This is a genomic window from Bradyrhizobium sp. 62 (genome assembly GCF_023073035.1).
In the GTDB taxonomy this organism is placed as follows: Bacteria; Pseudomonadota; Alphaproteobacteria; order Rhizobiales; family Xanthobacteraceae; genus Bradyrhizobium.
Genome location: NZ_JADPIT010000016.1, coordinates 105,003 through 130,667, shown reverse-complemented (window position 1 = coordinate 130,667; position 25,665 = coordinate 105,003). Strand labels below are relative to the sequence as shown.

24 protein-coding genes are annotated in these 25,665 nt (G+C 65.1%); 17 read left to right on the top strand and 7 right to left on the bottom strand.

Translation table 11 applies throughout. The features are described from left to right. The coding region (locus IVB47_RS19585; RefSeq protein WP_247463456.1) for an FAD-binding oxidoreductase at positions 1-430 on the bottom strand (430 nt) is incomplete at its 3' end. Between the two features lie 118 nt (positions 431-548). Between IVB47_RS19585 and IVB47_RS19580 the strand changes: the two genes are divergently transcribed. The 3 genes from IVB47_RS19580 (at position 549) to IVB47_RS19570 (ending at position 5,224) form a co-directional block, all read left to right on the top strand. Then, positions 549-1,433, top strand: a complete 885-nt coding sequence (locus IVB47_RS19580) for a dihydrodipicolinate synthase family protein (RefSeq protein ID WP_247463454.1) — start codon at positions 549-551, stop codon at positions 1,431-1,433. 206 nt (positions 1,434-1,639) lie between these two features. Next, a complete protein-coding gene (locus IVB47_RS19575; protein WP_247463452.1) occupies positions 1,640-3,967 on the top strand; it encodes a TonB-dependent siderophore receptor in 2,328 nt (775 codons plus the stop codon). Between the two features lie 63 nt (positions 3,968-4,030). Continuing rightward, positions 4,031-5,224 carry a PepSY-associated TM helix domain-containing protein gene (locus tag IVB47_RS19570; RefSeq protein ID WP_247463450.1) on the top strand — a complete coding sequence of 398 codons (1,194 nt, stop codon included), beginning with the start codon at positions 4,031-4,033 and terminating at the stop codon, positions 5,222-5,224. A gap of 57 nt (positions 5,225-5,281) precedes the next feature. Here the strand turns inward: IVB47_RS19570 and IVB47_RS19565 are convergent, their stop codons facing one another. After that, positions 5,282-5,851, bottom strand: coding sequence for a hypothetical protein (locus IVB47_RS19565; RefSeq protein WP_247463448.1), 570 nt, complete (start codon positions 5,849-5,851; stop codon positions 5,282-5,284). A gap of 284 nt (positions 5,852-6,135) precedes the next feature. On the opposite strand from IVB47_RS19565, the gene IVB47_RS19560 reads away from it, so the two are divergent. The 3 genes from IVB47_RS19560 (at position 6,136) to IVB47_RS19550 (ending at position 10,455) form a co-directional block, all read left to right on the top strand. Further along, positions 6,136-7,368 carry a rhodanese-like domain-containing protein gene (locus IVB47_RS19560; RefSeq protein WP_247463445.1) on the top strand — a complete coding sequence of 411 codons (1,233 nt, stop codon included), beginning with the start codon at positions 6,136-6,138 and terminating at the stop codon, positions 7,366-7,368. Positions 7,369-7,466: 98 nt separating this feature from the next. Beyond that, positions 7,467-8,711 carry a phosphoglycerate dehydrogenase gene (gene serA / locus IVB47_RS19555; RefSeq protein WP_247285640.1) on the top strand — a complete coding sequence of 415 codons (1,245 nt, stop codon included), beginning with the start codon at positions 7,467-7,469 and terminating at the stop codon, positions 8,709-8,711. A gap of 82 nt (positions 8,712-8,793) precedes the next feature. Further along, positions 8,794-10,455, top strand: a complete 1,662-nt coding sequence (locus tag IVB47_RS19550; RefSeq protein WP_247463444.1) for a tannase/feruloyl esterase family alpha/beta hydrolase — start codon at positions 8,794-8,796, stop codon at positions 10,453-10,455. 21 nt (positions 10,456-10,476) lie between these two features. On the opposite strand, the gene IVB47_RS19545 is transcribed toward IVB47_RS19550, so the two are convergent. Then, positions 10,477-12,195: an ATP-dependent Clp protease adaptor ClpS gene (locus IVB47_RS19545; RefSeq protein ID WP_247464038.1), complete on the bottom strand. Its 1,719-nt coding sequence runs from the start codon at positions 12,193-12,195 to the stop codon at positions 10,477-10,479. 208 nt (positions 12,196-12,403) lie between these two features. Between IVB47_RS19545 and IVB47_RS19540 the strand changes: the two genes are divergently transcribed. The 4 genes from IVB47_RS19540 to IVB47_RS19525 all read left to right on the top strand — a co-directional run bounded on the left by IVB47_RS19540 (position 12,404) and on the right by IVB47_RS19525 (position 16,887). Then, positions 12,404-12,853, top strand: a complete 450-nt coding sequence (locus IVB47_RS19540) for a MarR family winged helix-turn-helix transcriptional regulator (RefSeq protein WP_027565761.1) — start codon at positions 12,404-12,406, stop codon at positions 12,851-12,853. Further along, on the top strand, positions 12,850-13,620 hold the full coding sequence (locus IVB47_RS19535; RefSeq protein WP_027565760.1) for an enoyl-CoA hydratase: 771 nt from the start codon (positions 12,850-12,852) through the stop codon (positions 13,618-13,620). Before IVB47_RS19540 ends, IVB47_RS19535 begins: the two co-directional genes overlap by 4 nt. Before the next feature lie 119 nt (positions 13,621-13,739). Beyond that, on the top strand, positions 13,740-15,821 hold the full coding sequence (locus IVB47_RS19530; protein WP_247463442.1) for a methyl-accepting chemotaxis protein: 2,082 nt from the start codon (positions 13,740-13,742) through the stop codon (positions 15,819-15,821). 124 nt (positions 15,822-15,945) lie between these two features. After that, positions 15,946-16,887: a dihydrodipicolinate synthase family protein gene (locus IVB47_RS19525; RefSeq protein ID WP_247463440.1), complete on the top strand. Its 942-nt coding sequence runs from the start codon at positions 15,946-15,948 to the stop codon at positions 16,885-16,887. A 162-nt stretch (positions 16,888-17,049) separates the two neighbouring features. On the opposite strand, the gene IVB47_RS19520 is transcribed toward IVB47_RS19525, so the two are convergent. Genes IVB47_RS19520 through IVB47_RS19510 form a run of 3 tightly spaced genes read right to left on the bottom strand, consistent with a single transcriptional unit; the run spans position 17,050 to position 19,628 of the window. Beyond that, positions 17,050-17,748 carry a DUF1045 domain-containing protein gene (locus tag IVB47_RS19520; protein WP_247463438.1) on the bottom strand — a complete coding sequence of 233 codons (699 nt, stop codon included), beginning with the start codon at positions 17,746-17,748 and terminating at the stop codon, positions 17,050-17,052. 18 nt (positions 17,749-17,766) lie between these two features. Continuing rightward, a complete protein-coding gene (locus tag IVB47_RS19515) occupies positions 17,767-18,960 on the bottom strand; it encodes an alpha-D-ribose 1-methylphosphonate 5-triphosphate diphosphatase (protein WP_247463437.1) in 1,194 nt (397 codons plus the stop codon). Then, a complete protein-coding gene (locus tag IVB47_RS19510; protein ID WP_247463435.1) occupies positions 18,957-19,628 on the bottom strand; it encodes a chloramphenicol acetyltransferase in 672 nt (223 codons plus the stop codon). Before IVB47_RS19510 ends, IVB47_RS19515 begins: the two co-directional genes overlap by 4 nt. A 183-nt stretch (positions 19,629-19,811) precedes the next feature. Here IVB47_RS19510 and phnC point away from each other — a divergent pair, with 183 nt between their 5' ends. The 4 genes from phnC to phnE (IVB47_RS19490) all read left to right on the top strand — a co-directional run bounded on the left by phnC (position 19,812) and on the right by phnE (IVB47_RS19490) (position 23,426). Then, positions 19,812-20,621: a phosphonate ABC transporter ATP-binding protein gene (gene phnC / locus IVB47_RS19505; protein WP_247285653.1), complete on the top strand. Its 810-nt coding sequence runs from the start codon at positions 19,812-19,814 to the stop codon at positions 20,619-20,621. A 63-nt stretch (positions 20,622-20,684) separates the two neighbouring features. Further along, positions 20,685-21,620: a phosphonate ABC transporter substrate-binding protein gene (gene phnD, locus IVB47_RS19500; protein WP_027565753.1), complete on the top strand. Its 936-nt coding sequence runs from the start codon at positions 20,685-20,687 to the stop codon at positions 21,618-21,620. A gap of 76 nt (positions 21,621-21,696) precedes the next feature. Then, on the top strand, positions 21,697-22,581 hold the full coding sequence (gene phnE / locus IVB47_RS19495) for a phosphonate ABC transporter, permease protein PhnE (RefSeq protein ID WP_247463434.1): 885 nt from the start codon (positions 21,697-21,699) through the stop codon (positions 22,579-22,581). Positions 22,582-22,664: 83 nt separating this feature from the next. Then, entirely contained in the window at positions 22,665-23,426 is a 762-nt protein-coding gene (phnE, locus tag IVB47_RS19490) for a phosphonate ABC transporter, permease protein PhnE (RefSeq protein ID WP_247358116.1), read from the top strand. A gap of 97 nt (positions 23,427-23,523) precedes the next feature. Here phnE (IVB47_RS19490) and phnF read toward each other — a convergent pair whose 3' ends face one another. Next, complete coding sequence (gene phnF, locus IVB47_RS19485) at positions 23,524-24,252, bottom strand: phosphonate metabolism transcriptional regulator PhnF (protein WP_247285655.1); 729 nt, start codon at positions 24,250-24,252, stop codon at positions 23,524-23,526. Between the two features lie 118 nt (positions 24,253-24,370). Here phnF and phnG point away from each other — a divergent pair, with 118 nt between their 5' ends. From phnG to IVB47_RS19470, 3 genes are all read left to right on the top strand, one after another. Then, complete coding sequence (gene phnG, locus IVB47_RS19480) at positions 24,371-24,835, top strand: phosphonate C-P lyase system protein PhnG (RefSeq protein ID WP_247463432.1); 465 nt, start codon at positions 24,371-24,373, stop codon at positions 24,833-24,835. 4 nt (positions 24,836-24,839) lie between these two features. Next, entirely contained in the window at positions 24,840-25,448 is a 609-nt protein-coding gene (phnH, locus tag IVB47_RS19475) for a phosphonate C-P lyase system protein PhnH (protein ID WP_247463430.1), read from the top strand. A 2-nt stretch (positions 25,449-25,450) separates the two neighbouring features. Next, positions 25,451-25,665: carbon-phosphorus lyase complex subunit PhnI (locus IVB47_RS19470; protein ID WP_247463428.1), on the top strand; the 215-nt coding region annotated here is incomplete at its 3' end.

The following is a 25,665-nucleotide window of genomic DNA, read 5'->3' as shown; positions in this document are numbered from 1 at the left end:
CGCGCGAGCCGAGGTCGAGCGGAAAGAAGAAGCCGGCTTCGTCGGCCGCCTGCTGGATCGTCTGAAGCGGCGTGCCTGCTTTCACCGTCATCGTCATCGAGGCATGATCGATCTCCTCGATGCCGCTCATGCGCTCGAGCGAGATCGCGGCCCAGCCTGCTTCAGGCGATGCGCCGCGGCACAGCCCGGTCAATCCGCCCTGCGGCACGAACGGCAGATGCGCCTGCCGGCAGGTCAGAATCGCGTCGGCCACGCCTTGCGCGTCGACCGGGCGGATCACCGCCAGCGGCGTTTGCGGCAGGCTCGCGCTCCAGTCGTTGCAATTGCGCGCGGGCACGTCGGTGCCGACAAGCACAGCAGCCGCGCCGAGCCTGTCGCGCAGGGCGCCGAACAGTTGGTCGGGCCGCTGGATAGGGGTCACCATGTTCATGCGAGACCTCCTCGGAATCTGGCTGCGTGTTATGTCCGCCATGACGGCGGAAAGGGTTTGCGCGTTTGTTGTATGTAAGGTACAAGGTGGAAAGTAAAGCAAAAACAAGGCTAGTGTAATGACCGAGGCAATTCGCGGGCTCTGGGTGGCGTCGGCGACGCCGCTGGCGACGGACGGCAGCGTGGACTCCGCAAAGCTCGCCGCCCACGCCAAGCAACTCTTCGCCAAGGGCGTCGACGGTGTCGTGCTGTTCGGCACCACCGGCGAGGGCACCTCGTTCAATGTCGCCGAACGGGTCGCGACCATCGAAGCCGTGCTCAAGGCCGGCGTCGCGCCGGACCGCATTGGAATCGGCGGGGGCTTCCCCGCGATCAGCGACAGCATCGCTCTGACGCGCGCCGTGCTCGGTCTCGGCCTGCGTCACGTGCTGTATTTGCCGCCTTACTTCGACCGCAGCGTCACCCCTGAGGGTATCGAGGATGCGTTTGCGGCGATCCTCGACCGCGTCGCCGACGATCGCCTGCGCGCCTACCTCTATCATATCCCGCAGATCTCGGGTGTCGCGATCCCGACCGGCGTCGCCGCGAATTTGCGCAAGCGCTACGGCAAGGTCGTTGCGGGCCTGAAAGACTCCAGCGGCGACTTCAAGCAGTTTCAGGCGTTCCGTGCCGCCGCTCCCGAGCTCGCCATCACCGTCGGCAACGAAGTTGACATCGCCCGCGCGATCGCCGCCGGCGGTGCCGGCACCATCTGCGGCATGGCCAACATCGCGCCGGAGCTGGTCAAGGCGATGATCGACGGCAAGGATGTCGAAGCACGCATGCAGGCTGCCGTGGACATCGTGGTGAAATCACCATCCTTCCTCACGACGTTGAAAGCCATCCTCGCGGCACAGACGGGCGATGCGAGCTGGCTGCGCGTGCGGCCGCCGCTCCGGGCGTTGTCCGACGGCACCGCGCTCAAGCGGAAGCTCGACGAGCTGACGGCTCCCGCTATCGCGTGAGAATGCGCAAAACCGTGACAAGTTGCCGCGAATTGGCGCGCTGCATGTCGCGACCGCTGCGCAATCAATCGAGGATTGCCGAATAGCGCGACTATAGCCTAGAACCATTCAACACTAGAGCGATTCAAGTCCGCTTGCGGTTCTCTTCACGCACAGCGGCTGTTAGACGCGCCAGCTTCTGCGTCTGACCTGGAAGTGAATCGAAAGTGCGTGTCTATCTGGACGGCCAGCGCGTCAGCGGCCGTCGAACGCCTGCCGGCGACAGCCGCGCGGTTCTTCTCATCGGAGCGGCCGTGCTGCTCGCCGAATTTTTCTCCAGCTCGGCGACCGCGCAGGCCCAATCCGCACTGCCGCCGGTGACGGTGGAAGCGCCGGCGCCGCGGCCGAAAACGGCGCGCGCATCGGAAACATCTCAACGCCGGGCGCAAGCGGCCGCACGTCAGCGCAGCCGCAATGCCACCACCCCCGCGGCTCCGACGCCATCGGAACGCGCCGCGGCTGATGTCGCCGCGCAACAAGCCGCAAAGCTCGGCTACCGCGCGATGCCGAGCGCGACGACGCTGCGCAGCGGGGCCTCTCCGCTCGACACCTCGCAATCCGTTAACGTCGTGCCCGCGCAGGTGTTGAAGGACCAGCTGCCACGCAATATCGACGACGCGCTGGTCAACATCAGCGGGATCACCCAGACCAACACGCTCGCCGGCACCCAGGATGCCGTGATCCGCCGTGGCTTCGGCGACAACCGCGACGGCTCGATCATGCGCAACGGCATGCCGCTGGTGCAGGGGCGCAGCCTGAACGCCGCGGTCGAAAGCGTTGAGGTGCTGAAGGGGCCAGCATCGCTACTTTACGGCATCATGGACCCCGGCGGCATCGTCAACACCATCAGCAAGCGTCCCGAGCTCTACCAGCACGGTTCGGTCACGCTGCTCGGCTCGACATTCGCGAACAATCGCAACGGCGCCGACGGCACGCTCGACATCACCGGTCCGATCGGCGACCAAGGCCTTGCCTATCGGTTCGTCGGTTACGGCGTCAGCGAGGACTATTGGCGCAATTTCGGCCGCCACAGGGAAATGCTGGTGAACCCGTCGCTGGCCTGGTACGGCGACACCACGACGGTCCAGCTCACCTATGAGCACCGCGAATTCATCTACCCATTCGACCGCGGCACTGCCTTCGTCAAGGGCGCTCCGCTGGCGATCCCGAAGACGCGCCGGCTCGACGAGCCCTTCAACAACATGTGGGGCATCTCGGACCTGGTGCAGGCCTCGGTCGAGCAGAAGCTCGACGACAATTGGAAGGTCACGGCGGCCTACAGCTACAACACCGAGACGTTCAGTGCCAACCAACTTCGCATCACCGGCGTCAACGCGACGACTGGCGTCGAGACCCGCAGCAACGACGGCACGCGTAACTCGCTGAGCAACGCCAGCTACGGCACCTCCTATCTGCAGGGTGACGTCTGGGTCGGCGGCTTCCGAAACGAGATCTTGTTCGGAGGCGAGGCGCTCTATCGCACGATCGACCGCCACGATTTGATTCGGCAGGCGACGGCGAGCTTCAATTTCTACAACCCGATCTACGGGCTGGTCGTGCCGGGCACGACCGTTTCGCCAGTGGACAGCGAGCAGACGGACAAACTCGGCACCCGCGGCTTCTTCGCCCAGGACACCTTCCATCTGACCAACTGGCTGTCCGTGGTCGGAGGCGTGCGCTGGATGGAATACGAGCAGTTCGCGGGAAAAGGCCGGCCGAACTTCATCACAAACACCAATTTGGCGGGTGACAAGGTGCTGCCGCTAGGCGGCGTCATCTTCAAGCTGAACGATCAGCTCTCATATTACGTGAGCTATACGCAGTCGCTGAAGCCGACATCGGTCATCGCGGCGTTCACCACCGGCTTTGTCGTCGACTCCACCATCGCGCCTGAAGAAGGAACGCAATGGGAGACCGGTCTGAAGTTCGATGTCAACAAGCGGCTGTCGGGCACCCTGGCCGTCTACGACATCCAGAAGAAGAATGTGCTGGTGCTGGATGACATTGGCGGAGGCAAGTCGGCGGCGCGTGCCTCCGGCGCGGCCAGGTCGCGCGGCGTCGAATTGGACGTGACCGGCAAACTAGCCGATCAATGGAGCCTGATCGGAAGTTATGGGTATACCGATGCCCGGCTGATCAATGATCCCGCTGTCGGTAACGCCAAGCTCCTGAACGCCGCCATGAACACGGCTTCGCTCTATCTCGTCTACGATTTCGGCGATGCGCTGCCCGGACGTCTGCGGCTTGGCGGTGGCGCGCACTACGTCGGTGACCGACCGGGCGACGCCGCCAACACGTTCTTCATGCCGGCCTATACCGTCGCGGACATCTTTGCGACCTACGACACCAAAGTCGACAATCTGCCGGTGACCTATCAGTTCAACGTCAAGAACCTGTTCGACAAGGTCTATTATACGTCCACCACCGGGAACGCCTTAAACGTCGCGATCGGCGACGCACGCCGGGTATCTCTGTCGGCGACGGTGAAGTTCTAGCGATGACAGTGTGGCGCGAGGAAGCCGATTTCCCGGTCGTGCAGACCAGAAGGACCGGCGCCGATGCGTGAGTGCTGGCGCGCGATCAAGGCCGCCCTCCACCAGGTCCATTCCATCGCCGGCCTCGTGCTCGCGCTGCTGCTTGCTGTGATCGCGTTGAGCGGCGCGATCATGAGTTTTGAGGATGAGATCGTCGATCATCTCAACGCCGGCATCATGCAGGTCGCGCCGCGCCAGTCACCGGCGCTGATGCCGGACGAACTGGTTGCGCGCCTGACTGCGGCGCAGGATGTCGGCAAGGTCTCCGCCGTGACGCTAGCAAGTGATCCCTCCGCCGCGGTGCATGTGCGCTTCGCCCGCGACGAACGAGGCGCGCGGCCGTCCTCGCTCTATGTCGATTCCTATGACGCGCGCGTGTTGGGCGCACCTCGCGGCGAAGAGTTTTTCGCGACCGTGCGCAAGCTGCATCGCTGGCTGTTGATTCCCGGCGACGCCAAGGGCTGGGGGCGTCAGATCACGGGCGTGGCCGCGCTCGGCTTGATCGTGGTGCTCATCTCGGGCCTCGTGCTGCGCTGGCCGCGGCGTGCAGGCAGCGCGAAGATGTGGCTGAAGCCCAATCTCGGCCTCAGCGGACGCGGCCTCCATCGCTCGCTGCACGCGGTGATCGGCACTTGGGTCCTGCCGGTCTATCTGGTGATGACGCTGACCGGGCTGTGGTACTCGTTCGACTGGTACAAGGACGGTGCCGTCTGGTTGCTGTCGCGCCCGCAGGCCGCCTCGGCGAAGATGCAGCCGAAGATGCCTGCAAAGGCGTCGCGTGGCGCCGGCGCCAGCGAGACGGCACAGCCGATCGGCTTTGATCGCGCGTGGGGCGCCTTCCTGCACGAAGAGGGCAGCCGCTTCTCCAAGGCTCTGTTGACGCTGCCGGCCGGTTCGGGGACGACGATCCGGATCCGCTCCTGGGGGAAAGACTCGCCCCTCGACACCACCCGTGACGAATTCCGCGTCGATGCCGTCACAGGCCAATTCGTTTCTGCGGAACGCTACGCCGACAAGACGTTCGGTGAGAAGATCATTGCGAATGTGCTCGACATCCACCGCGGTGCGATTCTGGGTTGGCCCGGCAAACTTGCGTTCATGATCGCGGCCGCGCTGATGCCGCTGTTCGTGGTCACCGGCATTTTGCTTTATCTGTCGCGCCGCAAGCTGCGGCGGCCGGCCCAGTCACCGCTCGGGCAGCTCGTGCCGGGCGAGTGAACGGGCGGACTGCTTCGACAGGGCTTGGTGTTGCCCGGGTGAGCCGCCGTCGTCGTATCACTTCGCCTGCATGCGCCGTTCGTCGAGGACGATGTCGTTGTTGATGGCGTAGACGAAGCAGCCGCCATCCCGGCCGTTCCGCGCGGGATCGCTGTTACATTTCGCAAGCGCGGAGGTCTGGGCGTCTTTAAGGCTGGGGTCCCCTGCCGAGATGAACAGCTTACCCCAGGGATGGATCGCGATCGCCTTGGGCTCCATGGCCTTGTCGTAGTTCTGCACGTCAGGGCGCTGTCGCGTGATCCGCCGGATGATTGGAATCTGCGACAAGTCGTACTTGCCTGCATAATGCAGCCGCGGCATGTCTCTCGACGCGAGCTCGCCTTCAGCGACGATTTCCTCGTTGACCGCCAGCAGGGCGCATGGCTTGCCGTAGCGAAGCTGACAGGATTCCAGTGCACGGTCTCCCGTCGCCGAAGCGTCGTCCTGTTCGCAGGTCCGAAGGTAGCTCGCATTGACGAGCTCCACGGCCTGTCCCTTGTTGGGTTTGCAGGCGAGATAGTCCTTGATCAGCGTGTCGCGAAGCGTTGGGTGTACGGCCGGCGTCGCTGCGGCCATGATCGAGGCCATTGCCCGCTCGAATTGCGATTGCGTTCGGCATTGGTGAGCGCGGCCATGGCGACGCCCGGAAGCGCCAGAAACACCACCAGGAATTTTAGCACTTTCATATTGCGCCCCTCCCCAGACGATTCGGAACTTTAGCCCTCAAGCGCGGCATACGAAACGATTTTCAGCCGGGGACCACGGTGGGCGCGCCCGCCGGTCGGAGCCATACCCCCCGGATCGGGCTGGCCAACCGGCCGGCAATCATTCAAGAACCAGTCCCGTTCAAGTCTCCCAAGGTTGCCTGTCTCATGAAGCCTTCGACCGTCACACCCGCCGATATCCGCCGTGCACTGCTGCTCCGCGCGGAGATCGCTCTGCTCGATCTCAGGCACGAGGCTGGTTTCGCGACGGGACATCCGCTGTTTGCTGCCAACATGGCCGCGGACCGGATCGGGATCGAAGCCGAGGTGCGGCTGCCGCGCAAGGACGTGGCGATCGTGCTCTATGATGACGGCGAGGGCCTCGTCACTGCCGGCGCCGAGCGGTTGGCCGCGCTCGGCTATACCAATGTCCGCGCGCTCGATGGTGGGCTGAAGGCCTGGCGCGACGCCGGCTATCAAATCTTCGAGGACGTCAACTCCTACTCAAAAGCCTTTGGCGAGCTGGTCGAGTCGCGCCGGCACACGCCGTCGTTCAGTGCCGACGAGGTGGCAAAACTCATCGCGGACAAGGCCAACATCGCCATCCTCGACGTTCGCCGCTTCGACGAATATGCCACCATGAACATCCCGGGCTCGGTCAGCGTGCCCGGCGCGGAGCTGGTGCTGCGGGCAGGGCAGGCGGCACCCGATGCCGACACCACCATCATCGTGAATTGCGCCGGCCGCACCCGCTCGATCATCGGCACCCAATCGCTGATCAATGCCGGCGCGCCGAACAAGGTCCGGGCGCTGCGTAACGGCACCATCGGCTGGACGCTGGCGCGGCATACGCTGGACCAGGGTGCCGACCGGCGTGGCGCGATCGGGCCGTTCGAGGGCGGCTCGGCCAATGCGCGCGACGTCGCCTATCGCGCCGGTGTCCGCCATGTCGACGCGAGCGAGATGGCTGCGCTTGTCGCGCAGACCGATCGCACGCTCTATCGCTTCGATGTGCGTGACGCCGAGGAATATGCCGCCGGCCATCTCCCGGGGTTTCGTCACTATCCCGGCGGACAGCTGGTCCAGGAAACCGATATGGCCGCACCGGTGCGCGGCGCGCGCATCGCGCTGACCGATGACAAGGGCGTCCGCGCCGACATGACGGCGTCCTGGCTCGCGCAGATGGGCTGGGAGGTCTATGTGCGGGAAGGTGGCTATGACGGAACGCTCGAAATCGGTCCGCCGCACGTCCTGCCCAAGCCCGACCCCGCCCACCGTTACCGCCGCCCCTATGAAGGCACCGGTGTCGACGAGCGTGCGATGCAGGCCTATCTCGACTGGGAGTATGGCCTGGTCGAACAATTGCGTCTGGACGGCACGCACGGGTTTTACGTGATCTGACGAGCGCCCGCCATCTTCTCCCCGTATCCGAACCCTATTGTGCTGCGCATCCCCCGCGGTCTATGAGCTGCGGCGAAGCTGTGACCCACGGAGATTTCATGTCAGTCCCAGGCCAAAGCCCTGAGCGGAGCGCGCAGGCGCTGCTGCTTGAAGGCGTCAACGACAGCGCCGTGGACCTGTTCAGAACGGCGGGTTTCACCAATGTCGAGCGCCTGACCAAGGCACTGGACGGCGAGGATTTGCGGCGGGCGCTCAAAGGCGTGTCATTGCTCGGCATCCGCTCGCGCACCCAGATCACCGATCAGGTGCTGGAAGCGGCCGACCAGCTTCTCGCCGTCGGCTGCTTCAGCGTCGGCACCAACCAGGTCGATCTGCTGGCGGCGCGCAAGCGCGGCATTCCAGTGTTCAACGCGCCGTTCTCCAACACGCGCAGCGTCGCCGAGCTCGTGATCGGTGAGATCGTGATGCTGCTGCGGCGCATCTTCCCGCGCTCGGTGTCAGCCCATGAGGGCGGCTGGGACAAGTCGGCGACCGGCAGCCGCGAGGTGCGCGGCCGCACCCTCGGCATCATCGGCTACGGCAATATCGGCTCGCAGCTCTCGACGCTGGCCGAGGCGATCGGCATGCGCGTGATCTATTTCGACCGCACCGACAAGCTCCGCCACGGTAACACCGAGCCGGTCGAGAAGCTGGAAGAGCTGCTGGCGCAGAGCGACGTCGTCAGCCTGCATGTGCCGGAAACGCCGGAGACATCAGGGATGATCGGCGAGAAGGAGCTGCGGGCGATGAAGCCCGGCTCCCTCCTGATCAACAACAGCCGCGGCACCGTCGTCGATCTCGATGCGCTGGCGGGAGCTCTGCGCGACGGTCACCTCGCGGGCGCCGCCATCGACGTGTTTCCGGTCGAGCCGTCCTCGAACTCCGATCGCTTCAAGAGCCCGGTGCAGGGCCTCGGCAATGTCATCCTCACCCCGCATATCGGCGGTTCGACTGAGGAGGCGCAGGAGCGCATCGGCGGCGAGGTCGCGCGCAAGCTGGTCGACTTCTTCATCACCGGCTCGACCACGGGGGCGGTGAATTTTCCGGAGGTGCAGCTGCATCTGCGCCCCTCCGGCGCGCGCTTCAGCCACGTCCATCGCAACGTGCCCGGCATGCTGCGCCGGCTCAACGAAGTGTTCCTGCAGCGCGACATCAATATCGCCGCGCAATATCTGGAGACCTCCGGCGACCTCGGTTACGTCGTGCTCGACGCCGACCTCGGCGGCCAAGATTCAGGCGCGCTGCTGCAGCAGATCCGCAGCCTCGAGGGCACCGTCGGCGCGCGGCTGGTGTTTGAGCACTAGCGTCATTGACGGCGGGTCGGAAGGCGCCTTGAATACGGCCTCCTGGCGGAACGAACGCGAACAGAAAGTGCAGGGGGAAACGATGGCGCAAGTGCGTGCGAAGCTGTGTGTATTGCTCGTGGGCGCAGTGACTGCACTGGGCGCGAACTCCGCTGCAGCGGTGACGCTGGCCGAGGATGCGGACGCCGTCTGCAAGGGCCTGGTCGGCGGCACTGACGCCGTGAAGATCGATTCGGCGACGTTGCTGGCGCCGTCGCAACTGGCCGTCGCCGAACGCGGCCCGACGCCGTCGGGGCGCGTCACGCCCGTCAATCCCGGCTTCTGCAAGGTGCTCGGCCATATCGATCCCACCGATCCCAAGGCGCCGCCGATCAGATTTCAGGTCAATCTTCCCGTCGAATGGAACGGCCGCTCGCTGCAATATGGCGGGGGCGGATTCAACGGCGTGCTGATCACGGGCCTGACGCTGCCGCCGGCCTATCCCTTCGACAAGCCGTCGCCGCTCGCGCGCGGGTTCGTCACCTACGGCACCGATTCCGGTCATGAGTCCAAGCCCGGCGAACCGCCGCAGCTGTTCGCGCTCAACGACGAAGCCTTCGAGAATTTCGCCCATCGCGCCTACAAGAAGGTACGCGATGCCGCCGTCGCGCTGATGCAGCGCGCCTACGGCAAGAGGCCTGAGAAAATGTACTTCATGGGGTCGTCCGAAGGCGGCCGCGAAGGCCTCACCATGGCACAGCGCTATCCCGATGATTTCGACGGCATCTTTGCCCGCGTGCCCGTCATCAACTGGGTCGGCCTGCAGCATGCCGGCACCCGCTCGGGTCTCGTGACCATGGGCGATGGCTGGATCAATCCGGCGCAGGTGAAGCTCGTCGGCGACGCCGTGCGCGCGGCTTGCGACAAGGCCGACGGCTCCGACGACGCGCTGGTGCAAGATCCCGTGTCCTGCAAGGCGGCGTTCAAGGCGGAGACGCTGCGTTGCGCGAGCGGCAAGACGGGCGATCAGTGCCTCACCGACGCGCAGATCAAGGCGATCGACACCCTCCATGCGACCTACAAATTCCCGTTTCCCCTCGCCAATGGTCTCGATGATTATCCGGGCTGGGGCGTGTCGGGCGAGGACACGCCGGCGGTTGGGCCGACCGGCGGCTGGGTCGCATGGTGGCTCGGCACGGCGTCTCCTGCGCAGCCGCCTGCGCCCAATAACGGCATCGCCTGGATCTACGGTGCCGGCGGCATCCAATATGTGTTCGCGCGCGATCCCAAGCTCGACGTGACGACCTATAAGCCCGAAGAGCACAAGGGGCGGCTGCTCGAGGTCTCCAGCCTGATGGATTCCACCGATCCCGACCTCAGCCGCTTCCGCGCTCGCGGCGGCCGGCTGATCATGCTCGAACATATGGCGGACTACGCGCAGAGCCCCTATGCCGGCATCCGCTATTTCGAGAGCGTCGAACGCAAGCTCGGCAAGGCCGAGACGGCCGAATTCGCGCGGCTCTACACCGCGCCCGGGGTCGACCATGTCGGCTCCGGCGCGCCGGCCAATGTCGACATGCTGAGCGCGCTGGTCGACTGGGTCGAAAAGGGCAAGGCGCCCGGCGACCTCGAAGTCGCCGAGCAGAAAGTCGAGGCGCCGTCCTTCGCGACGCTTCGCGCGCTGCCGCTGTGCCGCTGGCCGGCCTGGCCCCACTACAAGAGCGGTCCGGTGACGGCGGCGTCGAGCTTCACCTGCGCGCCGTAGCCGGCGCGCCACTTCGGAGCGTCACCCGGCGGCCATTGCCTGCGCGCCGCCGAGCAGCTGCGCGTTGAGCCGGCCGCCGGAGAACAGCATGTCGTCAAGGGCTTCGTCGATATCGGCGGAGATCACGGTGTTGCCGCCGTCCCGTGCGATGCTTCCTTGCGCCAGCCGCCGCATCAGCTCCTTGATGAAGGCGCAACTGGTGCCCTCGCTGCGTCGGGCAGCCTCCGCGATCACCGCGCCCTCGAGCGGCAGTCCCCTGCCGTAGAGCCGGACCAGCTTGCCGCGGCCGGTCTCGTCGGGCAGCGGCACTTCGATGGCTTGATCGATGCGGCCGGGGCGACCCGCGAGAGCTCCCTCGAGGTCCTCCGGCCGGTTGGTGGTCAGGACGAACAGGATGTCGGCGTCTTCCTTCAGCCCGTCCATCTCGTTGAGCAGCTTGTTCAGCATGGATTCCTCACACGGTCCCATGTCATCGCGGTCGCGGGCGATGAGATCGACATCCTCGATCACCACCATCGACGGCTGGAGCAGCCGTGCCAGGCTCATATAGGCGCCGAGCAGACCGATCTGCTCGGCCATGATGATCAGCGTCGTATGCCCGGGCAAATGCGTTGCGAGATAGCGGATCGTGTGGGTCTTGCCAGTGCCCGGCGGCCCGTACAGCAAGATGCCTTTGCGTGTCGATTGACCCAGCCGGCGCAATTGGTCTCGGGTGTTGACGAAGGTCAGAACGTTGCGATCGAGCAGCCGCAGGGTCTGCTCCGGCAGGATCACCTCGTCGCGCGCGACCTGCGGCAAGCGATGCACCGTGATGCCGCGCGAGCGACCGCGATAGTCGGAGTCGGCATCGAGCGACAGGATCTTGCCGCGATAGGTCCGCGCAGCCTGTACGGCTTCTTCCAATTCATCGAAGCATCGCTGGACGAGAGCCGCGCCTGCGGAACCTGAAGGCACCAGGATCTCAATCCGAATTCCGGGCTCGCGACTGTATTCGCGGTGTGCGCAGAGCAAAACCGCATAGCGGAGATGATCCTGCTCACACAGCCATAGTCCGTTATCCAGACACTTGACCGGGCTCTTCTCGCCTACATCGACGTCGGAATATTGCAGCGGGGCAATCGCGATCGCATAGCGGCCCTCCTTGAGCAGTCGTGGGATCGACAGCGTTTCGTAGCGCTGCTCCTCGTTCAGTCCCACCAGCCGGATGGCCTTGCCGAAGAGCCGGTCGACCGCGGCTTGAAGATCGACCCGCATGTGGCCGGGAAATTGGCGGATCGTGGTCACGAGTTTGCTGCGCGCGGTGCTGGCAAGGTGCCAATCGAGAACGTCGCAAGCAAAGTCGAAATCTTCCTCTTGTTCGTTCGAGGGTTCATACGCCGCACGCATGCAGTCGCTGCACAGCCATACCGTTCGGTCGCCGATACGAACGTCGGTCTGTCCCTCAGGCTTGCCACAGAGTTCGCAAGGAGTCTTGACCGCCTCTAGCGTGACCTGCAGTTGGTGGCCGGCCAATTCGATGGATAATTGCGCAGATTTGAAAAGGGCTTCGGCAACCGATTGCGGGTAAGGCCCGCAAACCGCCTTGTCCTTCTGCTCGATCTGGGTGATGAGCGCGGTCGCTTCACGGTCTGATTTGCCGAAAACCTGCCGAAGCAGATCCATCACGAATTGGTCCGGCGTATCATCGTCATTATGAATTACGAGCTGGGTCGGCTGGTTCTCGCCACGCATACTGTTCATCACGAAAGGTCTCCGGGACAATCTATGATTGAATAGAACGAATAGGGAACACAGAAAGAAGCGATCGTCAAGCGGGGCGGCGGCGACTAATTGCGATTGGTGGGTGAGGTTCTGGTGCGCCGGTGCGGCCGGTTGCTCGACGATGCCGTGGCACATCGATCCAGCTCCGTCCTTTGACATTCCGGGCCGCTTCGATTATATATTTCGCATGCGAAATAAAGCGGCCGGCTCGGGGCATCATCGGCTGATCTACCTGTTGAGCGTGGCCCAACGCCGCGTGCAGCGCTGGATGGCGGGGCAGCCTTCGAGCGAGGTCACGCCGGCGCAGGCAGGACTCCTGTTCATCCTCGGCAAGCAGGACGGCGTCCTGATGGGCGAGGCCGGCGCGGCGCTCGACATGGGGCCGGCCGGCATCTCGGGGCTGGTCGACCGTACGGCGGCGGCTAAACTGGTCGAGCGGCGCGCGGATCACGAGGATGGTCGCGCCTGGCGCGTCTGGCTGACGCCGAAGGGGCGAACGGCGCTGGCGCAGGCGAAGGCCAGCGCAGCAAAGGTCAATGCGGCATTGACGGAAGGATTTACCGGCGCGGAGATCGACGTCGTCGCGCGCTGGCTGACGAGCATTCAGGATAAATTCCCAAGAGGAGCGAACGAATGACTGACCAAGTCCGGATCGAGAACAACGGCGGAATTCTCACGCTCACGCTGGCGCGCCCCGACAAGAAGAACGCGCTGACGGATGCGATGTACGGCATACTTGCCGACGCCATCGAATCCGCCGAGTCGGATGCGTCGGCCCGCGTGATCCTGATCCGCGGCGAAGGTGACATGTTCACTGCCGGCAACGACGTCGGCGAATTCGCCGCGGTCGCAGCGGGCAAGTCGGAAGGAAGCCGCAACGTCGTGCGCTTCATCCAGTCGCTGGCGCGCTGCACCCGGCCCTTGGTTGCGGCGGTGCAGGGCCGCGCCGTCGGCGTCGGCACCACGATGCTGCTGCATTGCGATCTCGTCGTGCTTGCCGACAACGCGCAATTGTCGACGCCCTTCGTCAGCCTTGCGCTGGTGCCGGAAGCCGCCTCCAGCCTGCTGATGCCGGCGCGCATCGGCTACGCGCGGGCCTACGAGATGTTCGCGCTGGGCGAGACCGTGCCGGCCAAATCCGCTCTGGAATGGGGGCTCGCCAACCGCGTGGTGCCGCTCGACAAGCTCGATGCCGAAGCGCTCGCGCTGGCGCAGCGTCTTGCCCGTCAGCCGGCCGGCGCGCTGACCGCCACCAAGAAGCTGATGCGCAATGGCGAGGCGCTGGTCGCGCAGATGAATGCCGAAGGCGAGCAGTTCGGACTGCGCCTGCGTACCGCCGAGGCGCGCGAGGCCTTCACGGCATTTGCGGAGCGCCGCCCGCCGGATTTCACCAAGGTTGCGTGATATCCGGGGCTGTACTGAGGCTCGTCGGGCCGGAACTTCAAGCCCATTCGATTAAAACCTTAACGGAACATTGGCATGTCGCGGGCAAGGTGGCGCTCGAAAGAATAGGCCCCGACACCATGGCAATGTTTAAGAAATCGGTAAGTTCGCTCCTCCTGACCTTGATGGCCCTGCTGGCCGCGGGTGCGCTGGCCTCCACGGCGATCCAGATGGTCGGGGCGTTCGGCCGCTATAGCGACAGTCTCGAGACCGCGCGGCTTGCCGCGGCCGACAAGGCGATCTTCCATGGCGTGCTGGCGCTGCGCAACAATCGTGGCGATGCGCAGAGCGCGATCCTCGGCGAGGATGATCCACGGGCAAAACTAGAGGCGGCAGAGAAGGCCGAGCAGGGCGGCTATGACGCGATCGGCGCCGCGCTTGCCACCGTCGACTTCGCCCGCCGCGATGAACTCGCCGGCACATTGAAGCAGGGCTGGAGCGCCGCGGCGCCGCAATTCCAGCTGTTCTACGATGAAGCCAAGCGTCCGCGTGCCGAGCGCAAGATCGAGCGCACCAACTCCTGGTATGATGCCGTCACCAAGGTGATCGAAACGGCCAACCTCGCCTCCACCGCCGTGTCGAACCGTGCCTGGATGGACGACCCCTTCATTGCACGCATGATCCAGGTCCGGCGCTTCGCCTGGCAGGTGCGCGATCGCTATGGAATCCATTGTTCGTCGCTGCGCTCCAACGTCAACGGCAGCAAGCCGCTCGACGACGCTCAGAAGCGGTCAGTGGCGCAGTGGGATGGCACGATCACCTCCGGCTGGGCGGGCATGGCCGAGTTGCTGGCTGCGCCGGGCGTGGCGGCGGAGCTGGTGACGGCAGCGACGGACGCGAAGGCCAAGACCGACGGTGCCCTCAAGCAGATCGGCGACCTCACCAAGAATTTCGACGGCAGCGGCAAGCCCGCGATGCCCGCCGCGGAATGGAATACGCTGTGTCAGTCACCCTTCGCGTCCATCGTCGCGGTGGCGAACAAGGCGCTCGACCAGTCGATCGTCCGGGCGGAGACGGTGCAGGCTAGGGCGCTCACCAATCTCGTCGTGCAGTCGCTCGCGTTCCTGCTCGCGCTCGCCGTGACCCTGGCCGGCGTGTACGTGATCCGCAACCGCCTCATGCGCCCGGTGCGTGCCATCCTGGATGCCATCGCCAAGATCAGCGCCCGCGACTACGCGACACCCGTCCCGCAATCCAGGTATCCCGACGAGTTCGGCACCATGGCCGCCGCGCTCGAAAGCTTGCGCGAGAGCGCGGCGACCGCGGAACGCCTGGGCCGGGAACGCGAATCGCAGCAGGCGCTGCAGCTCGCCCGCTCCGGTACCGTCGATGCGGCTTGCCGCAGTTTCGACGACACCGTGCAAGCCGTCATTCACAGCGTTGCGGCGTCGACGAAGGAGCTCGATGCCACCGCGACCGACGTGCGCTCGCTGGTGTCAGAATCGAGCAGCCAGACCGCGGCGGTCTCGTCCTCCGCCGAACAGGCCACCAACAATCTCGAGACCATCGCGGCCGCAACCGAAGAACTCTCCGCGTCCGTCGGCGAGATCTCCGCGCAGGTGCAGGCCAGCGCACGCGAGGCCCGTGAAGCCGTGTCGCAGGCAGCGCAGACCAATGCGACGGTCGAGATCCTCGATCAGACCGCTGGCCGCATCGGCGAGGTCGTGAAGATGATCAACGCCATCGCAGGACAGACCAATCTGCTGGCGTTGAACGCCACCATCGAAGCTGCGCGCGCGGGCGAAGCCGGCCGCGGCTTCGCCGTGGTCGCCGGCGAGGTCAAGAGCCTCGCCTCGCAGACGGCGACGGCGACGGAAGAGATCTCCCGCCAGGTCGCGGAGATCCAGGGCGCGACGGGCCAGGCGGTCACTGCCATCCGCGCGATCGGCGGCGCGATCAGCGGCATCGACGAGAAGATGACGGCGATCGCGGCCGCGGTCGAACAGCAGCGCGCTGCCACCACCGAGATCTCCCGCAACTTCCAGCAGGCCGCGCAGGGAACCCGCGAGGTCACCGACACCATCGGCAGCGTCGCCAGGCTCAACCAGGAGACAGGCAATGCCGGTTCGGTGCTGTCGGTGTCCGTGTCGAAAATGTCCGCCGACGCCGATCGTCTCCGCGTGGCGGTCGAGGGCTTTTTGGGCGCGGTGAGGACCGCATAACTTCGACAATCTTCCCTCCCTACGTCGCGCGATCGGCATTGCCGCAGATGCGCGCGGCGGGTACATCTGTGACGCTGCGCGAGCGCCGCGGCAGATGTAAGAGATATCAGGGATGGAGAGTTCGATGCCGGTCACGCCCCAACACAAGGCCCAGCGCCCCTATCGCGGCGTGTTCCCGGTCGCACCCACCATCTTCGACGAGCGCGGCGAGCTCGACCTCGAGGGACAGCGCCGCTGCATCGATTTCATGATCGACGCAGGCTCGAATGGTCTATGCATTCTCGCCAATTTTTCCGAGCAGTTCGTGCTCACGGATGCCGAGCGCGAGACCGTGATGCATGCGGTACTGGAGCATGTCGCGGGCCGCGTTCCCGTGATCGTCACGACCACGCATTTCAGCTCGGCCGTCTGCGCCGCGCGGAGCCAACAGGCCGAGGCGGCCGGTGCCGCCATGGTCATGGTCATGCCGCCCTATCACGGCGCCACCTTCCGCGTGCCCGAAAAAGGCGTGGTCGAGTTCTTCAAGGTGCTGTCGGCCGCGATCAAGATTCCGATCATGATCCAGGACGCGCCTGTCGCCGGCACCCCGCTGTCGGTCGAACTGCTCGCGCGGCTGGCGCGCGACTTCTCCAACATCCGCTATTTCAAGATCGAGGTGCCGGGCGCGGCTGCAAAGCTGCGCAGCCTGATCGACGCCGGCGGCAGCGATATCGAGGGGCCCTGGGATGGCGAGGAGGCGATCACGCTGCTCGCCGATCTCGACGCCGGCGCAACTGGCGCGATGACCGGCGGCGGCTATCCCGACGGCATCCGCCAGATCGTCGATCCCTATTTCGCCGGCAAGCGTGAAGAGGCCAAAGCCGCCTACGAACGTTGGCTGCCGCTGATCAACTACGAAAACCGCCAATGCGGCCTGATCGCCTGCAAGGCGATGATGCAGTCCGGCGGCGTGATCAAGTCGGACACGGTGCGGCATCCGCTGCAGCCGTTGCACCCGGCGACGCGGGCCGGGCTGCTGGAGCTCGCGAAGGAGCGCGATGCGCTGGCGTTGCGGTGGGGGAAGTAACTCACTCATCGTCGTTGCGAGGAGCGAAGCGACGAAGCAAGCCAGGCTATTTCCGCGGACGTAGGCAATCCAGAATCCGTGCCGCGGAAATAGCTGGATTGCTTCGCTGCGCTCGCAATGACGGTTGCTTCGCTGCGCTCGCAATGACGGAGCTTGAGGAAGCTATCTCGCCAACGCCCACTCGCCTACAATGCGAAACCTTGCTCCCGCATCATCCTGCTTGAACAATGCCATGCGATCGATCGCCAGCGCATCAAGCCGGAGCGCCGCGAACCGCGCGCGCAGCGTCTCCAGAATTGGCCTGCGGCGCTCCGCGTCCAGCCGCCCCGTCAACGTCATGTGGAAGCGGAATTCCTCCATCACGTAGGGGTAGCCCCAGCGGTCGAGATAGTCGCGCTGCCGCTCGCTGAGCTTCTCGGGCTTGCGCCGCGCGCGATCTTCCGCCGTCAGGGCGGTGCGAAAGCCATCGAACGCGCGGACGCAATCGGCGGCGAACTCTTGGAGCGCATCGACCGGCTCGGCCGGAATGACCGCGATGAAGCCGCTGATGGCATCGACAATCGGGCGGATCACCGGGATCGTCCGCGCCTCGCCGGCGAAGGCCACGCAGGCCGCCAAAAGCTCCGCCTCCGTCCTGCCCGGCGCCAGCGCCATCGGCGCTTTCAGTGTGCCGTGAAAACCGTATTTGCGAGGATCGGCGGTGATGTCGCGCCAATCCGGCGCGAGATGCGATGCGTCGGCGGGAAAGGGCAGCTCATTGCCGGTATAGACGTCGTAACCGAGCAGCTCCGCGCCGAAGCGGGAGAGGGCGCTGTCGCTGCCTGCGGCAAAATAGATCGCGTAGCGGGGGAAACTTGTCATCGTCCGAGCATAGCGGGTTTATGCCGCGACGACAGCTTCGCGCGGGGTAGCTGCCATGCCAAGCAACCGCGCCGCGTCGGTGAGATGCACGAGCTTGCCGCCCGATATCACGGCGATCAGCCGCGGCCGCAGCGGCACGCTGTCATCGACCAGCACAATATCCGCGCGCCGGCCTTCCGCGAGCACGCCGCGATCGGCAAGGCCGGTCGCGCGCGCCGGCGCGGCGGAGACCAGGTTCCAGGCCTCGGTCAGCGGCAGCACGCCATCGGCGGCGAGGCGGAACGCAGCGAGCAGCTGCGCGGGATAGTAATAGTCCGAGGCCAGCACCGAGCAGAGCCCCTTGGCGATCATGTCGGATGCTTTGGTCCAGCCCGTGTGGCTGCCGCCGCGCACGACGTTCGGTGCGCCGTAGACGATGTCGTCGCCGTGGCTTGCCGCCGCCCGCGCCGTCTCCTCGTTGATCGGAAATTCCGCGATCGCCACGCCCATGGCGCGAAAGCCCTCGCGCATCGCCGGCGTTGCGTCGTCGTGCGAGAGCATCCGCATCCCGGCGGCGCGGGCCGCGGCGGCCAGCCGTGACACCGAAGCAGGGACCTCGCTGGCGTACGAAAGCACGTGTCGGACCAGCCGGTCGAAATCCTCGCCCGACAGGCCGGTGCGCTCCACCATGCGATTGCGCTTGCGCGGCTTGGCCATGTCCCCAACCGTGCCGTCCATGTGGTCGTTGAAGGCGAACAGGTCGACGCGGCCATCGCTGAGCCACTGGCTGATCTCGGTTTCGGCGTCGAGATTATAGGTCTCGTGGCGCAGGTGAAAGCGGGTGTCGGCCGCGAATTGCGGGCGCTGCCGTTCGATCGCCTCCATCAGGCCGCGCGCATTGTCGGCGCTGCGCAGGCCCGGCTCCCACGAACAGGTCGTGGCGTGAAACACCGTGGTGATACCGTTGCTGATCGCTTGGCGGTCGCTATCGGCGAGCGCCACGTCGATCGGAAAATCGACCCCGGCGCGCGGCATCATCTGCCGCTCGAAGGCATCGCCATGCAGATCGACGATGCCAGGCAGGACCAGCAGGTTGCGCGCGTCGATCGCAAGCCGCGCCCGGCCGCGAGAGGCATCGATCTCTGCGATGTCCGTTCCGGACAGGGCAAGAGAAGTTTCGACGAGCTCGGAGCCGATCAGGGTTCGGCCGCCCTCAAGGAAAATGTCTGTCACGCGACTGCGCTTGGTTTGCTGCTAACAGAATTGTTGAGAGAACTTGCTCGTGCTTCGTATGTCGAGAGAAAATCTTCAATCCCGAGCTTGCGGAAATCGGGCAGTGCTGTACGCAATTTGTCGTGATCCCAATCCCACCAGGCGAGGGTGGCGAGCCGTCCGGCAAGCTCTTCCGAGAACCGCCGGCGAACGATGCGCGCCGGATTGCCGGCGACGATGGTGTAGGCCGGAACGTCCTTGGTGACGATGGCGCCGGCCGCGATCACCGCGCCGGTGCCGATGTTGCGGCCCGGCAGCACGATCGCGCCATGGCCGATCCAGACGTCATGCCCGATATGGACGTGATGCTGGCGCCGCCAGTCGAAGAATTCCGTGTCGTCGCTCTCGCCTTCGAAATAGGCGCTCGAACGATAGGTGAAGTGCGCCTGCGTGGCGCGGTGCATCGGGTGATTGCCCGGATTGATCCGTGTCATCGCCGCGATCGAGCAGAACTTTCCGATGGTGGTGTAGGTGATCTGGGCGTCGTTCACGACATAGGAGTAATCGCCCATCGTCACCTCGTGTAGCATCGTGCGCGCGCCGACCTCGGTATAGGCGCCAAGCCTGGCGTCGTGCAGCTTCGCCGAGGGATCGATGGTCGGCTGGACCGAAAGAGCTTTGGCGGCCATGTTGCATCCGAACGAGAGGGCGGGCGTTTCTCTTCGAGCGGCTTGATGACAATGTCATGACGCCGCGATGACAGGGGATGAACAGGGGATGATGTGTGTAGGATCGCCGCACCGCAACGTTCGTGTCACACAAGTGTCAAGCGCCGGCGTTAGCGGTGGGTCCCAGCTACTCTGGAGCCCTGCATGCTGGTGGTTGAAGGTCTAACGTGTCGCTTCGGCGTGAAAGCCGCGGTGGACGACGCCTCGTTTCAAGTCTCTCCCGGCGGCTTCGTCGGCGTGATCGGACGGTCCGGCGCCGGCAAGTCGACCCTGCTGCGGACCATCAACCGTCTCGCGGCCCCTTCGCAGGGCCGCATCCTGTTCGACGGCCTCGACGTCACGGCGCTGCGCGGTAAGGAGCTGCGGCAGTGGCGGGCGCGCTCGGCGATGATCTTTCAGCAGTTCAATCTGGTCGGCCGGCTCGACGTTCTCACCAACGTCCTGATGGGACGGCTTGCGACGATGCCGGCCTGGCGCTCGCTGTCGCAGACCTGGCCCGAGCAGGACAAGGCGCTGGCGATGTCCGCGCTTGAGCAGTTCGACATCGCCCCGCTAGCAGCCCAGCGCGCCGACCAACTCTCCGGCGGCCAGCAGCAGCGCGTCGCGATCGCCCGCGCGCTGGTGCAGCAGCCCGACATCATCCTCGCCGACGAGCCGATCGCTTCGCTCGATCCGCGCAACACCAAGATCGTCATGGATGCGCTTTTGCGCATCAACAAGCATTTTGGCATCACCGTGCTCTGCAATCTGCATTCGCTCGACCTGGCGCGCAGCTATTGCGACCGCCTGATCGGCATGGCGCAGGGACGCGTGGTGTTCGACGGCGCACCGGCTGAGTTGACCGAGCACGTTGCGCGCGAGCTCTACGATCTCGAAGCCGCCGATGTCATGGGCGGCACGCTCGCACCGGTGCGACAGGGCATTCCGGTGCTTGGAACGGCGGCCGCCGCCTGAGCGGCGCCGCATCAGGACCCACCAGTTTTGCGTCAACCGACCTCAACCAATGAAGAGGCTATCATGATCACTCGCAGATTGATTCTTGCCGGCGCCGCCGCGCTCGCGTTCACGACCTCGGCTTCCGCCGAGGACTGGAAAGCTAGATATCCCGAACTGACCTTCGCGGTCATTCCGGCGGAAAACGCCTCGGGCGTCACCGAGCGCTGGGCGCCGTTCATGAACTATCTCTCCAAGGAATTGGGCGTGAAAGTCACGCTGCGCATCGCCAACGACTACGCGGCCGTCATCGAAGGTCAGCGTGCCGGCAACATTCATATCGCAAGCTATGGCTCAGCGTCGTTTGCCCGCGCCCGCCTGACCGGCGTCAAGACCGACGCCTTCGCGAACGACATCAACTCCGACGGCTCTACCGGCTACTACTCGGTGTTCTTCGTCAAGGCGAGCAGCCCCTACAAGAGCATCGACCAGCTCAAGGGCAAGAACCTCGGCCTGGTCGACCCGAACTCAACCTCCGGCAACAACGTGCCGCGTTTCGAGCTCGACAAAATGGGCATCGCGGACGCCGACACCTATTTCAGCAAGGTCGTCTTCACCGGCAGCCACGAGAACGCGATCCTGGCACTTGCGCAGGGCACGGTCGACGTCGCGGCCAACCAGTGGACCAGCGACGACGATTCGACGCTGGCGCAGATGCTGACCAAGGGCATGCTGAAGAATGCCGATGGCTCGGCGATGAAGAAGGATGATTTCCGCATCATCCACAAGTCGGCGCCGATCATCAACGGCCCCTATGCCTACAATTCCGACCTGCCGGAAGAGGCCAAGGCCGCGATCGCGAAGGCGTTCTTCGACGCGCCGGCCAAGGACAAGGCTGCCTTCGACCGCCTCCAGGACGGCCAGAAGAAAGGTTTTCATCCCGCGACCACCAAGGATTGGGATGGCACGATCGAGCTGATCAAGTTCGTCGATGCGCTGCGTAAGAAGAAGGCGTCCTGAGTTTCGGGACGATGCCACTGGAGCCGGGTCGATGGACCCGGCTCTTTCTCTTTGATCGACCACCTTTCCTGATCAGATGACCGTCGCGGTTTCGATCCTTCCCGAGCAGCAGCTCGCCGTGCTCAACGCCGCCTATCGCCAGGCGGTCGCGCGCAGGCGAGGGCGCCTCCTGTTCGGAGCCGTGGTGTTCGCCGCTGCGCTGCTTCTGGCGGCGATCGGCGCGGAAGTGAATCTGCGGACGCTGTTCGCCCATTACAGCAACTTCATCAGCTATTTCGACCGCATCCTCACACTCGACAGCGGGCAGCGGGTCTGGACCGATGTCGGCGAGTGGCTCTGGGGCTGGCGCAAATGGCTGAGGATGCTGGGCGAGACCCTGCTGATCTCCTATGTCGGCACGTTGATCGGCGCGACTTTTGCCTTCTGCCTGAACTTCTTCGCGGCTGAAAACACCTCGCCCGCGCCCTGGCTGCGGTTCGCGGTGCGGCGCCTGCTTGAATTCGCCCGCACGGTGCCCGGCATCGTGTTTGCGCTGATCTTCGTGATCGCCTTCGGGCTCGGACCGATGGCGGGCGTACTGGCCATTGCGATTCACTCCACCGGCGCGCTCGGAAAGCTGTTCTCCGAGATCGTCGAGAACGCCGACATGAAGCCGGTCGAAGGCGTCCGCTCGACCGGCGCGAGCTGGCTCTCCTGCATGCGCTTCGCCATCCTGCCGCAGGTCACGGCGGGCTATGCCAGCTACGCGCTGCTGCGTTTCGAGATCAACGTCCGCGAGGCCTCCGTGATGGGATTCGTCGGCGCCGGCGGCATCGGCCAGGAGCTGGTCGTCGCCATCCGCAAGTTCTATTACTCCGACGTCAGCGCCATCCTGCTCACCATCATCGTCACGGTCTTCATTATCGACATCAGCACCGGCTGGCTGCGCGGCCGCCTGTTCGGCAGGGAGACGCGGACGTGACGGGGCCGCAGGAGATCGACATCGCCGCGCTTCGCGCGCGCTACCCCGATGTGTTCGACCGGCCGGCCTCGGCGCGGCTCGCCATGCCGGGGATGATCGTCGCGGCGCTCGCGATCCTGATTTATGGCCTCGTCGATCTCGACTTCTCGCCCTCGCGCTTCGTCGCCGGCCTCAGCCAGCTCGGCTGGATCAGCCTGATGATGATTCCGCCGGATCCCGGCTCGTCGCTGCCGATCTATCTGAAGGCGCTGGGCGAGACGCTGTCGATCGCGCTGCTCGGCACGACGCTGGCTGCGGTGTTCGCGCTGCCGATCAGTCTTCTTGCCGCGCGTAACGTGGTGCCGTCGAGCATTTTGCGCTTCCCGATTCGACGTTTCCTGGATTCGATCCGCGGCGTCGATACGCTGATCTGGGCGCTGGTTTGGATCAACGTGGTCGGGCTCGGCCCGTTTGCCGGCGTGCTCGCCATTGCCGTGTCCGATTTCGGCGCCTTTGGAAAGCTGTTCTCGGAGGCGATCGAGGGCGCGGACCAGAAGCAGGTCGAGGGCATCCGCGCCTCCGGCGGCAGTGCGCTGCACGAGATCCGCTTCGGTCTGCTGCCGCAGGTTTTGCCCGTGATCGCCGGCCAAGTGCTCTATTTCATCGAGTCGAACACGCGTTCGGCTACCATCATCGGCATCGTCGGTGCCGGCGGTATCGGCCTCCAACTCGCCGAGCAGATCCGCGTGCTGGAATGGCAGAAGGTGTCGTTCCTGATCCTGATGATCCTGGTCGCGGTCGCCGCGATCGATTTCGTCTCGGGAAAACTGCGCTTCGCGATTATTGGGCGAAGGGCGGTGGCCTGATCACGATTTCGTAGGGTGGTAAAGCGCCGCGTGCGCACCAGTTCAATCGCAGCACTGGATGGATGGTGGGCACGGCGCAAGTGCGCCTTTGCCCACCCTACGACTCCACCAAAAATTCCACCCGCTCCGCCGCAAAGCGCGAATGCTTGGTGACCAGCGGCTTGCCGTCGAGATCGTGATCGGTGGCGTCGACCACCAGGATCGGCCGTCCCAGCGCCAGATCGAGCCGTGCGGCGTCGGTTGCGTCAACGATGCCGGCGGTGATCCGGGTCGCGCCGCGGCGATAGTCGCGGACGCCGTAATGCTCGAGCAATTTCGTCATCGAGCGGGTCGCGGCAAAGACGTCGCCCGCACCCGGAAACAGCTGCGCCGACAGCCACGTCGTGGAGACGCAGATCGGTGTGCGGTCGGCGAGGCGCATCGCCTCGATCCGCACCAGCGGTGCACCGGTCTTGAGGCCGAGTTCCCGCGCGAGTTCGCGGGTCGCGACATCATCGGACGCCTCGATCAACCGGCCATGCGGTTCGCGGCCGTCCGCGCCGACGATCTCGGAGAAACGGGTCCGCGAGCGCAGCGGATAGGCGAGCTTCTGCGCCTCGACGTAGGTTCCGCTGCCGCGTTCGGCCCGCACGATGCCGCGCTCCGCAAGCGCGGCCAGCGCGCGCCGCACGGTGTGGCGGTTGACGCGATAGGTTTCGGCGATCTCCACCTCGCCCGGCAGCTTGTCGCCGGCCGCAAAGCGGCCGTCGGCGATGCCGCGCTCGATGCCGTCGGCAACGAGGCGCCACAATGCGACGCCGGAGGAAGCTGTGTCCTGCATGCTCATGTGGCCGGGAAGCTACTCCAGAAATCACGCCCTTGTCACCAAACAGTCATGGCGCTCCGCTATCAAGTTGTCTAGTATCATAGACAACTTGGATTCGGCAAGTTCTGCAGAAAAGTCGGTGGATGTGGTGACCCAGCACAACAATCAGCAAGCCCAGCGCAAGGCCGCAATGGCCGTGCTGGCGCACGCGGAGGCGGGCGAGATCGCCGCTCGCCTCCGCGCTCTCGCTTTGCCAGCGCATCAGGATCTGCGCGCGCCGGAAAACGGCCTCGTCATGCTGCGCGGCCGGGTCGGCGGCGACGGCGCGCCGTTCAGCCTTGGCGAAGCCACGGTGTCGCGCGCCGCGGTGCGGCTTGCGAGCGGCGAGGTCGGCTTCGGTTACACGCTCGGTCGCGACGGCGAGAAGGCGCGGCTGATCGCGCTGTGCGATGCGCTGGTGCAGTCCAGCGATTTCGGCGGCGCGGTGGAGCGGGACATTATCGCGCCGTTGCGTGAGCAGCTGATGGCCAAGCGCAAACAGGTGGCGGCCGAGACCGCCGCGACGAAGGTTGATTTCTACACCATGGTGCGCGGTGAGGGGTGAGATCATGACCACGATTGCGGAACTGCCGCCGGGGTTCGCCGACAAGGTGCTGTCGGCGCAATCGACCTTTCGCTCGGTCATGGACGCGATGGCGCGGCCGGGATCGGTCCAGCGCATCGTGCCGACATCAGGAGCGCCTCAAACGATGATGCGCGGCACGGCCGCGATCGCGCTGACGCTGTTCGACCACGACACGCCGCTCTGGCTCGATGCGCGCATGTCGGAAAGCCCCGACGTGACAAAATGGCTGAAGTTCCACACCGGCGCACCGGTGGTGCAGGATCCCTCGATCGCCAGCTTCGCGCTGATCGGCGACGGCGGAGTGCTGTCTTCGCTCGAGCGCTTCGCGCTCGGCACCAGCGAATATCCGGATCGCTCGACCACATTGATCTTCCAGGTCGATAGCCTTGACACCGGACGCAGCTTCGAGCTGCGCGGTCCCGGCATCGACGGCGTCGCCACGCTCCAGGCGTCGATCAAGCCGTTCGACCTGTTCGAGCGCCTGCGCGTCAACGAAACGCTGTTCCCGCGCGGCATCGATGTGGTGCTGGTCGCCGACGATGCCGTGGTTGCGATCCCGCGCACCACGCGCGTCGTGAATAAGGGAAGCTAAGCATGTATGTCGCAGTCAAAGGCGGCGAACGCGCCATCGAGAACGCCCATCGCCTGCTCGCCAGTGCGCGACGCGGCGATCAAAGCGTGCCGGAAATCACGCTCGACCAGATCTCGGAGCAACTCGGCCTCGCCGTGGACCGCGTCATGAGCGAAGGCTCGCTCTATGACCGCGAGCTCGCGGCGCTCGCCATCAAGCAGGCGCGCGGCGATCTGAT